The following is a 13,967-nucleotide window of genomic DNA, read 5'->3' as shown; positions in this document are numbered from 1 at the left end:
CTGGCCGGCGGCACGGATGCGAAATTCGCCGGCAGCCCTTATCCAGGCAAGCCTGTGGGTGAACATGGCGGTAATCCACACCAGCCGATCGTCAACGGCCTGGTGGACGCCGAGACCCTGTGGTCCTGCACCACTTGCCGAGCGTGCGTCGAGGAATGCCCGATGATGATCGAGCACGTCGACGCCATCGTCGACATGCGTCGGCACTTGACCCTGGAAAAAGGCGCGACGCCGAACAAGGGCGCCGAGGTGCTGGAAAACCTCATCGCCACCGACAACCCGGGCGGCTTCGCCCCGGGCGGGCGGATGAACTGGGCGGCGGACTTGAACCTGAACCTGCTCAGCGAGAAGAAATCCACCGACGTGCTGTTCTGGGTTGGCGACGGCGCTTTCGACATGCGCAACCAGCGTACCCTGCGGGCGTTCGTCAAAGTCCTGAAGGCGGCGAAAATCGACTTCGCCGTGCTCGGCCTCGAAGAGCGCGACAGCGGCGACGTGGCCCGGCGCCTGGGCGATGAAGCGACGTTCCAGCTGTTGGCCAAGCGCAACATCCAGACCCTGGCCAAATACAGCTTCAACCGCATCGTCACCTGCGACCCCCACAGCTTCCACGTACTGAAAAACGAATACGGCGCCTTCGATGGCAACTACCTGGTGCAGCACCACAGCACCTACCTGGCGGAAATCATCGACGCCGGCGCCCTGAACCTCGGGCAGCACAAGGGCAACAGCGTGACCTATCACGACCCGTGCTACCTGGGCCGCTACAACGGCGAATACGAGGCGCCGCGCCACGTGCTGCGTGCGCTGGGCATCGAGGTCAAGGAAATGCAGCGTTCCGGTTTCCGTTCGCGTTGCTGCGGCGGTGGCGGCGGCGCGCCGATCACCGACATACCGGGCAAGCAGCGCATCCCGGACATGCGCATGGACGACATCCGCGAAACCGGCGCCGAGCTGGTGGCGGTGGGTTGTCCACAATGCACGGCGATGCTCGAAGGCGTGGTCGAACCACGGCCGATGATCAAGGACATTGCCGAACTGGTGGCCGACGCGCTGCTTGAAGACGCGGCCCCGAGCAAGCCCGTGGCCCCGGCCAAACGTGAACCTGCGCAGGTGCATTCATGAGCACAATCATCCGCCGCGACCCTCGCGCCGAGTGGATCGCCCGCAACCGCCTGCATCCGCTGCACGCGGCCATGCAACCGGTGCAGCACAGCTGGATGGGGCCCAACGGCGTCATTCGCAAGAACGTCCATGGCGTCGGTTTCATCGGCCCCAACGGGATCAAGCGCATTGACCGCAGCGGCGCCCAGCAGGGCGGCGCAACCAAGCGCAGCGCCGCGACCGAGGTGCAATTACCGCTGCATCAAGTCGTGCAACCGGCGTTCTACATCAGCGTCGTGCCGGACATGGTCGGTGGTCGCCTGAGCAGTCATGACCGTGACCTGTTGGGCCTGGCCCATCAACTGGCCGGCAGCGAAGGCGCGGTGCTGGCCGTGGTCTTCGGCGAGCACAAGGAAAGCGCTTTCGCCACCGCTGGCGTGGACCGCCTGCTGGTGCTCGATGGTGAAGAATTCAGCGGTTATGCACCGGAGCAACGGGTACAAGGTTTGCGGGCTGTGGATAACCAGTTCAATCCGCGTCATTGGCTGCTGCCTGACAGTCGCAGCGGCGGCGGTGAACTGGGTCGACGCTTCGCCGCGGCCTTGGGCGAACGCCCGGCCACACGGGTCTGGCAGGTCAAGGGCGAGGAGTGCATCGGCCGCGCCGGTGCGGGGCTGCAAGACCTCGCACGGCCATTGGCGCGGTTGATCCTGGCCGCTGCCGAATGCGCCGAGCCGGTCAGCGAAACCCGTCACGAAGCCTTGCCGGTGGAGTTATCCACAAGCGTGGCTCGCAGCTTGTCGCGCATCGAAGACCTCGGCGCGGTGGCGGTGGACCCGGGCGCGATTCCGATGGCCGAGGCCGAATTCATTTTCTCCGGCGGCAACGGCGTCAAGGACTGGGCACTTTTCCACAGGACGGCGGCGGCCTTGGGCGCTACCGAAGGCGCTTCGCGGGTGGCGGTGGACGACGGTTTCATGGCCCGCGATCGCCAGGTCGGTGCGTCCGGCACCTGGGTCACGGCACGGGTTTATGTGGCCGTGGGGATTTCCGGGGCGATCCAGCACCTGCAAGGCATCGGCGCCTGCGACAAGGTGGTGGCGATCAACCTCGATCCCGGCTGCGACATGATCAAGCGTGCGGACCTGTCGGTGATCGGTGACAGCGCGGCGATTCTCCAGGCCCTGATCGCGGCGGTAGAGGCTTACCGCAACGAAGCCAGGCGCGATGCGGCTTAAGCTAAGGAAACGTTCATGAGTACCCAAGTGATCAGCCTCGTCTCCATCGGCGCCCACCCGACCTCTGGTCGACCCCGGCGCGCCGAGCAAGACGCCCGCGCCGTGGAGCTTGGCCTGCAATTGGCCGGCAATGACCTGCAAGTGCTGCACGCCGGCGATGTGGCCGAACCGGCCCTGCGCGCTTACCTGGGCATGGGGCTGGATGAATTGCATGTGTTGGAGAACCCGAACGGGGCCGATGCGTTGCCGGCTCTGACTGACTATCTGCGTGACGCTGGCGCCCAAGTGGTATTGACCGGCAGCCAGGCGGAAACCGGCGAAGGCTCGGGCATGTTGCCGTTCCTGCTGGCCGAGAATCTCGGTTGGCCGCTGGTGGTGGGGCTGGCCCAGGTCGAATCCATCGAAAACGGCGCGGCCCTGGTGCTGCAGGCCTTGCCCCGTGGCCAGCGGCGGCGGCTCAAGGTGCGCCTGCCATTTCTCGCCACTGTGGATAACGCCGCGCCAAAACCTCGGCAAAGCGCCTACGGCCCGGCCCGGCGTGGGGCGTTGCACGCCGAGGAAGTCGAGATCATCGACGATGCGTTGCTGGCGGTGGCGACCCTGCAGCCGGCCAAGCCACGACCCAAGCGTCTGAAAGTGATCAAGGCCAAGAGCGGCGCCGACCGCATGAAAGCCGCCACGGCCAAGGCCAGCGGCGGAGGCGGGCAGGTGCTCAAGGGCGTGAGCCCGGAAGCCGGGGCCGAGGCGATTCTCAAGCTGTTGGTGGAAGAAGGGGTGGTTCGTTAATCCCAGACGCAGCTCTGTAGGAGCTGGCGAAGCCTGCGATCTTTTGATCTTTTGATCTTTTGCTTGAGATTCAGGTGGCTGGGGAAAGATCGCAGCCTCGTTTCACTCGGCAGCTCCTACGTAATCCCTTTGCTCGCGATAGCCATTTTCCAATCACTCATTGGTTGACTGTACTGGCCCCATCGCGAGCAAGCTCGCTCCCACAGGGAAGGGTGAAGCATCTGGGGATCGTGCCTAGCGCCATACAGAAGATTGGTTTACCCACAATCCCTGTGCGCCCATCTGTGGATAACCTGTTCGCCCCTCGCTACGCCCCATGCTAATCAGGCTCTCCAGCCCATCGATTAAAAAATAGCCAACCTAACCACCGGTTTTTATTGGCTTTTCTCTGTGAATAAAACCCCGGCCCAAGGAAAACTTGCCCCCAATCTCTGTTGGCGCTTCTGTGGATAAGATGTTCGCTCTCCGCTGCAAGCCAAGCGCTACGGTGCCTGCAAGGTATTGGTTAAATAATAGCCAAAATCGTCCCTGCATCCTGAAACCACCGGAAAACGCTGATTTGAAAGGCGTTCGATAGGTTTTCCACAGAACCGTCAAATTTACCCCCAAACACTGTTGGCGCTTCTGTGGATAAGGTGTTCGCTCTGCTCTGTAGCCCTTTATATTCAGGCTTCTCAGCGACCTGATCAAAAAACAGTCAATCCGTCAGGAAACCGTTGTCGACGGATAAGTCACGGATTTTATTCACATCGACGTGCAAAAAATTTCTGACGCGAGCTTGGTTGTCCCCATTTGCTGTGGGTGTCCATGTGGATAACTTGTTCGCGAAACCCTGTAGGCCACGGCGGGCTTAGCGCCAAACGCGATAGATCAAATTTCATACAGTTCTAAGGAACTGCCTTGACGTACAGGTGTCGCCTGTCTTCACTCAGGGCACAAGGACAGCGCGACTTTATCCATATCTGGTTCAGGGAGAACGCACGATGGATAGCAAGGCCCCCACCCCGTTATTCGCTTCAGCCCCGACGTGCATCCCGACGCCTCCCACCGCGCTGCCTCGACGTGTTCATCGTCGCGCAGCAAATCAGCGTGCGCGCCTATAACACCTGAGCTTTTCCCACCGACACCGTTGACTGCCGCTCCAACCCATACGGGATAGCGGCCAGGCGTTTGTGCGCCTGTGGATTTGCAGGCAACCGCAGAGTTGCCCCTTCTGCCTGAGAGGACTTGAACATGACACGGATCTCGACCCCCATCAGTGAAATCAAGGAACACTACGACGTTATCGTCATTGGTTCCGGCTACGGCGGCGGCATCGCCGCGTCGCGCTTGTCCCGGGCCGGGCGCACGGTCTGTCTGCTGGAGCGGGGCCGGGAGATCCAGCCCGGCGAGTACCCCAACACATTGCTCGCCGCCACCGAGGAGTTGCAGGTGCATGATCCGGACGGTCATATCGGTTCGCGCACCGGGTTGTTCGACCTGCACGTCAACGCCCAGCAGAACGTGGTGGTCGGTTGTGGCCTGGGCGGCACATCGCTGATCAATGCCAACGTCGCGTTGGAAGCCGAACCCGGGGTCTTCGAGGACCCGCGTTGGCCGCTGGCGATGCGCGAGCACAGCGACACGCTGCTCAAGGACGGTTATGCGCGGGCCCGGGAGATGCTCAAGCCCAATCCCTATCCGGCGTCCTCGCCGAACCTGCCCAAGCTCGACGCCCACAAGAAGTCGGCGGATTACCTCAAGCAGGGCGCGCATTTCTACAAGCCGCCGATCAACGTGACCTTCGACAAGCTGCCCAACAACCTCAACCACGTCGGCGTCGAACAACTGCCGTGCAACGGCTGTGGCGACTGCGTCTCGGGCTGTAACAACAAGGCCAAGAACACCACGCTGATGAATTACCTGCCGGACGCCTGGAACCACGGCGCGGAGATTTTCTGCCAGGCCGAGGTGCGGCACCTGGAGCGCGACGGCGATGGTTGGATCGTGCATTTCCAGTACCTGGACAGCGGTCGCGAGATGTTTTCGGCGCCGACGCTTTTTGTCCGCGCGGACATCGTGGTGGTGTCCGCCGGCACCTTGGGCTCCACCGAAATCATGCTGCGCTCGCGGGACAAGGGCTTGTCGATGTCCGCCCAGTTGGGCGAGAACATGAGCGGCAACGGTGACATCCTCGGCTTCGGCCACAACTGCGACCAGGTCATCAACGGCATCGGCTTTGGCGCCCATTCGGCCAAGGAACTCGAGCCGGTGGGGCCGTGCATCACGTCGGTGATCGACATGCGCACCGAGGGCGACTGGCGCAGCCGGATGGTGATCGAGGAAGGCTCTATCCCTGGCGCCCTTGGCCGGGCCATGGTGCCGAGCATGGCGACGTTCGCTGAAATGATCGGCGTGCCGACCGACACTGGCTTCGGTGCCAGCCTCAAGTACAAGGGCCGCGAGGCCGAGAGCTTCCTGCGCGGGCCGTATTACGGCGCGCTGCACAACATGCAGACCTACTTGATCATGAGCCATGACAACGGCAAGGGCCGCATGGTCCTCGACAACAAGGATCAGCTACGCATCGACTGGCCGGGTGTCGGCGAGCAGGAAAACGTCACCCTCGGCAACGAACGGCTGCACCAGAGCACCAAGGCCCTGGGCGGGATCTGGGTCGAGAACCCGATCTGGACCAAGCTGCTCAAGCACAGCATCGTCTCGGTCCATCCGCTGGGCGGCTGTGTGATGGGCGAAGACGCGGTCCAGGGTGTGGTCAACCACAAGGGCCAGGTGTTCAGTGGCGCCAGTGGCACCGACGTCTACCCGGGCTTGTACGTGACGGACGGTTCGGTGATTCCGACGTCCCTGGCGGTCAACCCGTTGCTGACCATTTCGGCGGTCAGTGAACGCAACATGGGGCTGCTGGCGGCCGATCGCGGCTGGCTGATCGATTACACGCTGCCGTCGGCCCCGCGCAAACCGGTGGCGACGCCGACCCTTGGGGTGCAGTTCACCGAAACCATGAAGGGCTACTTTTCCACGGCGTTCACCCAGCCCCAAGGCACCGACCTCAATCTTTACGAAGCGGCGGCCAAGCGCGGCAAGGCCGATAACTCGCCGATCGAATTCACCCTGACCATCACTGCCGCTGACCTCGATCGCCTGATCAAGGAGCCGGAACACGCCGCGACCCTGGTGGGCACGCTCGATGCGCCTCTGCTGTCGTCCAAGCCGCTGGTTGCCAGCAACGGCGTGTTCAACCTGTTCGAGCAGTACCAGGAACAGGTCGGCGTGCGGCACATGAACTACGACATGAAGCTGACCGCCGAGGACGGCAGCGACTATTTCTTCAGCGCCTTCAAGACCGTGCCCGAGGACAACGGTGTGCTGAACATCTGGCACGACACCAGCACGCTCTACGTGACGCTTTATCGCGGGCCGGACAAGACCGGCGCGGTGCTCGGCTCCGGGGTGATGCATATCCTGCCAGCCGATTTCGCCAAGCAGATGACCACTATGAAAGTGCTCAATGCGCGTAACGAGCGCGAGCGCGTGGAGGCGCTGGCGCGGTTCGGCAAGTTCTTCGCCGGCATCTTGTGGGAGAGCTATGGCGGTGTCTTCGCCGGCGACGTCTACTTCAACCCGGACGCACCACCGCGCTTGAAACGACCACTGGATGCGCCGGCTCCGGTGGTGCATTTCTTCCAGACAGAGGACAACGTCGAACTGCGCTTGACCCGTTACCAGGCCGGCAGCAAAGGCCCGGTGATGCTGGTCCATGGCCTGGGCGTGGGCTCGAATATCTTCTCCACCGACACCATCCACACCAACCTGCTGGAGTATCTGTGCAAGCACGACTACGACGTCTGGCTGTTGGACCTGCGGGTGAGCATCCTGCTGCCGGCCAGCAAAAATGAATGGAACGGCGACCAGGTGGCCCAGTACGACTTCAAGGCCGCGATCGAGCAGATCCAGCAGGCAACGCTGGCTCGTGACGTACAGTGCGTGGTGCATTGCTACGGCGCGACGACCTTCTTCATGTCGATGCTCGCCGGGTTGCAGGGCGTGCGTTCGGTGGTCTGCTCGCAGATCGCCGCCGACACGGTGGTTGCCACCGCCACGGGGCTCAAGGCCGGTTTGCACCTGCCTGGGGTGCTCGACGCCATCGGCATCAAATCCATGACGGCCTACGCCGACACCAAGGAAAGCTGGTTCAACAAACTCTACGACAAGGCCCTCAACGGCTATGCCCGGATCGAGGCCCAGGGCTATTGCACCAACCCGGTCTGCCACCGCATCACGTTCATGTACGCCTCGCTCTACCGCCACGACACCCTCAACGAAACCCTGCACGACAACCTGCATGAATTGTTCGGCGAGTCGAACATCCAGACCTTCGAGCACTTGGCGCTGATCGTGCGCAAGGGGCACCTGGTGGACTTCAAGGGCAACGATGTCTACATGCCGCATTTTGACCGATTGAAGTTGCCGATCTGCTTCATCAGCGGCGCCGACAACCAGTGCTACCTGCCGCAGAGCACGCTCAAGACTTACGAGCGATTGTGCGACCTGCATGGCCCGCAGCTGTTCAGCCGCCATGAAATACCCGGCTACGGCCACATCGATTGCATGTTCGGCAAGGATGCGGTGGTGGATGTGTATCCGATCATTCTTGAGCATCTGGAGAAGACTGCGCTTGGTTGACCCAAGACCGAGTCGACCGCATCGCGAGCAAGCTCGCTCCCACACTGTTTCGCGGCGTGCACGAACTCAGCGGCGCATTGCCCCCCTGTGGGAGCGAGCTTGCTCGCGATGGCGATCACCAGAGCGATGTATCTCGTGAGTCAAGAATAAGGAAAAGGATGCCATGAACACTTACATCCGCTGGTTCCAGCGCGTCATCTGGATCGGAATCGTCATGAACATGGTCTTCGCGATCCCGGCGCTGTTCGCGCCGGTGTTGCTGACGTCCATGCTCGGCCTGCCGCCCGTGCTGTCCGATCCCTGGCTGGAAAACGCCGGCATGTTGCTGGTGGGGATCAGCCTGTTCTACATGCCCTCGGGCTTCAACGCGCCACGTTTCGTGGTGCATTCGTGGTTGTGCGTGCTGTCGCGGCTGGTGGCGGTGGTGTTCTGGATCTACCTGATCAACACCAATAACCAGGGCTCGCTGTTCGTGCCGATGTTGATGGGCGACCTGACCATGTTCCTGGTCCTGGGCGGGCTGCTGTACCTCGGCAGCCCGGCGGCCAACCGTCCGCTGGCGTTGCTCTGCGCCGGTTGGCGCGAATGGCGCGCCGGTTGGGCGCTGCGTTGGCAGAGCCACGGGTTCAAGGTCGGTACGTTGGTGGTGGTCTTGCTGTTGGGTTTCATCGGCTACCAGACCTGGTACCAGATGATCCGGGAAGTGCCGCAACCGGACTTCGCTTCCGACGAAGACCATTACAAATACGCCGCCATCGGCCTGGGCATCGAGGCGCGGATTCCCTACTACCTGTTCTCCGTGCTGCCGCAGATGTGTCCGGAAAAGCTGCCCAAGCCAGGCGGCTACGAGGTGTTCGGATTCCTCTATGAAAATGGCAAGGACCTGCCCATCGGCATGGCCAAGCGGCAGCTCGGCTACCCGACGGTGGAGCCGAACTGCGCCCTTTGCCACACCGGTTCCTACCGGGCCAATGCCACCGACGTCGCGGTCCCCGTCGCCGCTGCGCCAGCCAACACCCTGCAACTGCAAGCTTTCCAATGGTTCGCCTACGAATGCGCCAGCGACCCGAAGTTCACCCCCGATGCGGTCATGACGGCGATCAACAACAAGTTCCAGCTAGGCTTTTTCGAAAAGCTATACAACCGCTACCTGATCATTCCGATGGCCAAGAGCGCGTTGCTCAAGCAGAAGCAGGCCTACGCCTGGCAGAAGCTGCGTCCGGCCCAGGGGCCAGGACGGACCGACACCTTCAACCCGACCAAAATGGTGGTCTTTGGCTTCCCGGATGACTCCACGATCGGCACGGTGGACCTGCCCCAGGTCTGGAACCAGAAACCTCGCGAATCCATGTACCTGCACTGGGACGGCAATAACAACCAGATCCACGAACGTAACTACGCAGCGGCCATGGCCGTGGGCGCGACGCCGGAATCGGTGCTGCCGCCGAGTTTCAACCGGGTGACCAACTGGCTGCTGGGCCACAAGGCACCGGCCTGGCCGTTCGCCCTGGACCCGGCGAAAGTCGCCCAGGGCAAACCGATCTGGGAGCAGAACTGCGCCGCTTGCCATGATTTCGGTCGCAGCGATACCGGCCAGGTCACGACCAACATCGATCAGTTGGGCACCGATCCCCACCGCCTCAACTCCTTCACCACCGGCCTGGTGACTGCGTTTCACGGCTTCAAGAAACCGCCGTTCGACTTCGGCGCCTACCGCAAGACCCAGAGCTACAGCAACACACCCACGGACGGCATCTGGCTGCGCGCGCCGTACCTGCACAACGGCTCGGTGCCGACCCTGTGGGATCTGCTGCAAGCGCCGGAGCAGCGTCCGCAAGTGTTCTATACCGGCTCCGATATCTACGATCCGCAGAAGGTCGGTTTCGTCACCAGCGGCGCGCAGATGAAGGCATCGGCGGATTTCAAATACGACACCCGCCTGGAAGGCAACCACAACGGCGGTCACCTGTATGGCACGCAACTGTCGGACGTCGACAAGCGAGCCCTGATCGAATTCATGAAAACCCTGTAGCCCGGGGTAAAACGAAGGAGCGTTCACATGTCATTACTGCATCATTTGGAACATGAGTTCGACAAGGTCAAGGTCCGCCTGCACGGGTTGGTCACGCGGCTGGAAATGTCCTGGAAAAAACTCGTCAACGACCTGGAGCCCGAGGAGTTCCAGGCCATCGTCAAGCTGCTGCAGCGTGGCCACGACCAGGCCCGTCATGTGATCGACCACGGTGATCTGCCGGACGACGAACCGGCGGTGCCATGGGAGCTGGCTCACGGCCTGTCGATCCTGAAGATCGGCAACGCCACGCCGCTGCCGCAAAGCGAAGACGAGTTGCCGACCCGGGTGCTCAAGGACGGCACGTTATTGGGTTGTCGCAAATGGGAATTGCTGGACCTGCTGTGGAGCGAGGCGCTGCTCAAGTGGATCGAAAACCTGCGCCACCATGCGACGTTCGCCACCACCCCCGCGCTGGTGAAAATGGACAACGACGTGGTGCTGGCCATCGCCGGCGACTGGGGCACCGGGCCATTCGACAGTCACGCGCCCGCGGTGGCCGTCGCCAACCAGATGCAACTGGCCCTGGCCGATTTCACCATCCACCTGGGCGACGTGTACTACGCCGGCACCCATTCCCAGGAGGACGTCGACATGGTCGGCTGGCCCCAAGGCAAGCACGGCTCGTTCACCCTCAACTCCAACCATGAGATGTACAGCGGCGCACACGGTTATTTCAAGGAACTGGCCAAGCGGTTCCCGGTGCAACAGGGCACCAGTTACTTTGCGCTGTACAACGACGATTGGCTGGTGGTTGGGCTGGACAGCGCCTACGCCTCGGACGCCATGAATCTGTACATGGACGGCACCCTCAACACCCAGCAGATCGAGTGGATGAAAACCCTGCCCAAGCGCAAGAAGCTCATGGTCCTCAGTCATCACCAGGGCTTCGATATTTCCGGGCACAACAAGACTGCGCTCTACCAACCGGTCTGTGACGCCCTGGGGCGTGAGCCGGATTACTGGTACTGGGGGCATTTGCACAATGGCATCTGCTACGCGCCACAAGGCGGGCTGCACGCGCGCTGCGCCGGGCATGGGGCGATCCCCTATGGCACCTCCAGCGAGTTGAACGGGCACGCGCGGGTGCTGTGGTCGGAAACTGAATTGGCGGGGGACGAGGTGTATCCGGAGCGGGTGTTGAATGGGTATGTGAAGGTGCAACTGAAGGGAGAGGAGATTGTCGAGACGTTTTATGGGGAGGATGGCAGTGTGCGGTGGTCTTCCCGGTAGTCGGTGAATGTCAGGCCGCTATCGCGAGCGAGCTCGCTCCCACAGGGGATCTTCAGCGCACCGAAGACCCCATGTGGGAGCGAGCTTGCTCGCGATGCTTCTGACTTAGCCCTGGACCGGCACACCTTTGAGGTACGGCGCCGGCTCGGCCCCCAGGTTGTTGAGCAAGCGCTCGCTGTACCAATCCACGAAATTCACCACGCCGAACTCATAGGTCTTGGAGTACGGGCCTGGCTGGTAGGCGGTGGAGTTGATGCCGCGCTGGTTTTCTTCGGCCAGGCGCCGGTCCTGGTCGTTGGTGGCGTCCCAGACTTCGCGCATGCGCGCCACGTCGTAGTCCACGCCTTCGACCGCGTCCTTGTGCACCAGCCACTTGGTGGTGACCATGGTCTCCTGGGCGCTGATCGGCCACACGGTGAAGACGATGATGTGGTCGCCCATGCAGTGGTTCCACGAGTGCGGCAGGTGCAGGATGCGCATCGAGCCCAGGTCCGGGTTCTTGATGCGGCCCATCAGCTTGGCGCAGCCCTGCTTGCCGTCCATGGTCATTGACACCGTGCCCTTGAGCAGCGGCATGCGCACGATGCGGTTGCGCAGGCCGAAGCTGGCGTGGGCGTAGGGGATCTTTTCGGCGTCCCAGGCGGCGGCGGAAGCGGCCACGTGGTCCTTGAACGCCTGGTCGGCCCGTGGGTCGGTGACGTCGTCCCATTCCAGCAGGGTCTTGAGCAATTCGGGGTGCGAGGCGTTGCAGTGGTAGCACTCGCGGTTGTTTTCCAGCACGAGCTTCCAGTTGGCCTTTTCCATCAAGGTGGTTTGCACCGCCACCTTGGTGTTTTCCATGTCGTACGGTTCCATGTAGTGGTTCAGTGTCGACAGGAAGTCATCGATCGCCGGCGGGTTCTCGGCCAGGCTGATGAAGATGTAGCCGCCAGCAGTCTTCACGTTCACAGGCTTGAGGCCGTACTGCTTCATGTCGAAGTCGGCGCCCATCTCGGTACCGGCGAACAGCAGGCGACCGTCCAGCTCGTAGGTCCACTGGTGGTAGTGGCAGACCAGCTTGGCGACCTTGCCCTTGTCGCTGGTGCACAGCCGCGAGCCACGGTGACGGCAAACGTTATGGAACGCATGCACCACACCCTCGGCACCGCGAATCACGATGATCGGGTTCTTGCCGATCTGCAGCGTCAGGTAGTTGCCCTTGGCCGGGATTTCGCAGGTCATGCCGGCGATCAACCATTCCTTCTGGAAGATTTCCTGCATGTCGATATCAAACAGGCGCTCATCACTGTAGAACGGTTGCGGCAGCGAAAAGGTGCGCTCGCGCTCTTGCAGCATTTGCGCGGTGGCCTTGCGTGCGGGTTCCAGCGGATCGCCCAGGCTCAGGGTAGTGGTGACGTCCATCGTTTTGTCCTCATGGTCCTCTACGTGACCATCAAAAAAGTGGCTGATCGGTTGTGCTACGCAAGGCAGAAAATTGTGTTTGTCTGTTGGGGCGAGTGTGGGGCCGCGCAGGGGCGCAACCTTATCCATGGGCGACATGGCCCAATCTGTTCCCGACGCGCAAGCCCCGGTCGTTGGGGGCTGGTCGCGATAAGTATGTGAATGTCGCAGATAGGTAAATGGTCACTCAGGTGCCTGCGCACAATCGCCATCATGAAGGCCGACAGTCGGCCGTGGAGATCAGCATGTCCAATAATTTCCTGAACCCGGTCACCACCCAGACCTGGGCCAATGGCCGACATATCGTGCGTTGCGTCAAAGTCATCCAGGAAACCTGGGATGTGCGCACATTCTGTTTCATGGCCGACCAGCCGATCATGTTCTTTTTCAAGCCGGGGCAGTTCGTCACCCTGGAGCTGGAAATCGAAGGCCAGCCGATCATGCGTTCCTACACGATCTCCAGCTCGCCGTCGGTGCCCTACAGTTTCTCGGTGACGATCAAGCGCGTGCCGGGGGGCAAGGTTTCCAACTGGCTGCACGACACCCTGCACGAGGGCCAGGAGTTGGCGGTGCACGGGCCGGTGGGGTTGTTCAACGCCATCGACTTCTCCAGCCCCAAGGTGCTCTACCTCAGCGGCGGCGTCGGGATTACCCCGGTGATGTCCATGGCGCGCTGGTACTACGACACCAACGCCAACGTCGACATGACCTTCATCCACAGCGCCCGCTCGCCGAAGGACATCATCTACCACCGCGAGCTGGAGCACATGGCGTCGCGGATCGACAACTTCAGCCTGCACCTGATCTGTGAAAAACATGGCCTGGGCGAGCCGTGGGCCGGGTATCGCGGATACCTGAACCACAAGATGCTGGAACTGATGGTGCCCGACTTCCTCGAACGCGAGGTGTTCTGCTGCGGCCCGACCCCGTACATGACCGCGGTCAAGCGCCTGCTGGAAGCCGCTGGCTATGACATGAAGCGGTACCACGAGGAGTCTTTCGGCGCGACGCCACCGGAAGCCCGCGCCGATGCGGTGGAGCAGGCCGAGCAGGCTGCCGACGCGCCTGAAGTCGATGCGGCGGACCTGCACCTGGTGGAGTTCACTTCATCGGGCAAGAGCATCCGCGTGGGGCCGGGCGAAACCGTACACGCCGCCGCCGCCAAGCTCGGCATGATGATCCCCAAGGCCTGCGGCATGGGCATCTGCGGCACCTGCAAGGTGCTGAAGCTGGGCGGGGAAGTGGAGATGGAACACAACGGCGGCATCACCGAGGACGATGAGGCCGAGGGTTATATCCTGTCGTGCTGCAGCGTGCCGAAGGGGGATGTGCGGATCGAGTTTTAAATCGCGGCGAGCCCCCTGTGGCGAGGGAGCTTGCTCCCGCTCGGCTCTGCGTAGGAGCTGCCG

7 protein-coding genes and 1 pseudogene are annotated in these 13,967 nt (G+C 62.0%); 7 read left to right on the top strand and 1 reads right to left on the bottom strand.

The window, feature by feature from the left end; all coding sequences use genetic code 11:
• From dgcB to OC610_RS10075, 6 genes and pseudogenes are all read left to right on the top strand, one after another.
• Positions 1-1,125, top strand: a pseudogene (gene dgcB / locus OC610_RS10100) (dimethylglycine demethylation protein DgcB); the annotation flags it as partial.
• Complete coding sequence (etfA, locus tag OC610_RS10095; protein ID WP_264427670.1) at positions 1,122-2,342, top strand: electron transfer flavoprotein subunit alpha; 1,221 nt, start codon at positions 1,122-1,124, stop codon at positions 2,340-2,342. The pseudogene dgcB and the gene etfA, both read left to right, overlap by 4 nt.
• A gap of 15 nt (positions 2,343-2,357) precedes the next feature.
• Positions 2,358-3,128: an electron transfer flavoprotein subunit beta gene (gene etfB / locus OC610_RS10090; protein WP_264427669.1), complete on the top strand. Its 771-nt coding sequence runs from the start codon at positions 2,358-2,360 to the stop codon at positions 3,126-3,128.
• 1,233 nt (positions 3,129-4,361) lie between these two features.
• The gene (locus OC610_RS10085) at positions 4,362-7,814 is read left to right on the top strand and encodes a GMC oxidoreductase (RefSeq protein WP_264427668.1); all 3,453 of its coding nucleotides are present in this window, start codon (positions 4,362-4,364) and stop codon (positions 7,812-7,814) included.
• A 163-nt stretch (positions 7,815-7,977) separates the two neighbouring features.
• Entirely contained in the window at positions 7,978-9,846 is a 1,869-nt protein-coding gene (locus tag OC610_RS10080) for a c-type cytochrome (RefSeq protein ID WP_264427667.1), read from the top strand.
• Between the two features lie 27 nt (positions 9,847-9,873).
• Entirely contained in the window at positions 9,874-11,118 is a 1,245-nt protein-coding gene (locus tag OC610_RS10075) for a metallophosphoesterase (RefSeq protein ID WP_264427666.1), read from the top strand.
• A gap of 105 nt (positions 11,119-11,223) precedes the next feature.
• Here the strand turns inward: OC610_RS10075 and gbcA are convergent, their stop codons facing one another.
• Positions 11,224-12,519 (bottom strand): aromatic ring-hydroxylating oxygenase subunit alpha, encoded by a 1,296-nt coding sequence (gene gbcA, locus OC610_RS10070; RefSeq protein ID WP_212797909.1) that lies wholly within the window; start codon positions 12,517-12,519, stop codon positions 11,224-11,226.
• A 284-nt stretch (positions 12,520-12,803) separates the two neighbouring features.
• Here gbcA and gbcB point away from each other — a divergent pair, with 284 nt between their 5' ends.
• A complete protein-coding gene (gene gbcB / locus OC610_RS10065; RefSeq protein ID WP_264427665.1) occupies positions 12,804-13,904 on the top strand; it encodes a glycine-betaine demethylase subunit GbcB in 1,101 nt (366 codons plus the stop codon).
• Positions 13,905-13,967 lie beyond the last annotated feature (63 nt).

Origin of the sequence: Pseudomonas agronomica (assembly GCF_025917275.1) — a bacterium.
GTDB lineage: Bacteria > Pseudomonadota > Gammaproteobacteria > Pseudomonadales > Pseudomonadaceae > Aquipseudomonas > Aquipseudomonas agronomica.
The sequence above is the reverse complement of the archived record's forward strand: the minus strand, read 5'-3'. Positions and strand labels throughout refer to the sequence as shown.

Coding starts and splice junctions, on each gene's coding strand:
- etfA (WP_264427670.1), top strand. CDS start 1,122: ATGAGCACAATCATCCGCCGCGACCCTCGCGCCGAGTGGATCGCCCGC.
- etfB (WP_264427669.1), top strand. CDS start 2,358: ATGAGTACCCAAGTGATCAGCCTCGTCTCCATCGGCGCCCACCCGACC.
- OC610_RS10085 (WP_264427668.1), top strand. CDS start 4,362: ATGACACGGATCTCGACCCCCATCAGTGAAATCAAGGAACACTACGAC.
- OC610_RS10080 (WP_264427667.1), top strand. CDS start 7,978: ATGAACACTTACATCCGCTGGTTCCAGCGCGTCATCTGGATCGGAATC.
- OC610_RS10075 (WP_264427666.1), top strand. CDS start 9,874: ATGTCATTACTGCATCATTTGGAACATGAGTTCGACAAGGTCAAGGTC.
- gbcA (WP_212797909.1), bottom strand. CDS start 12,519: ATGGACGTCACCACTACCCTGAGCCTGGGCGATCCGCTGGAACCCGCA.
- gbcB (WP_264427665.1), top strand. CDS start 12,804: ATGTCCAATAATTTCCTGAACCCGGTCACCACCCAGACCTGGGCCAAT.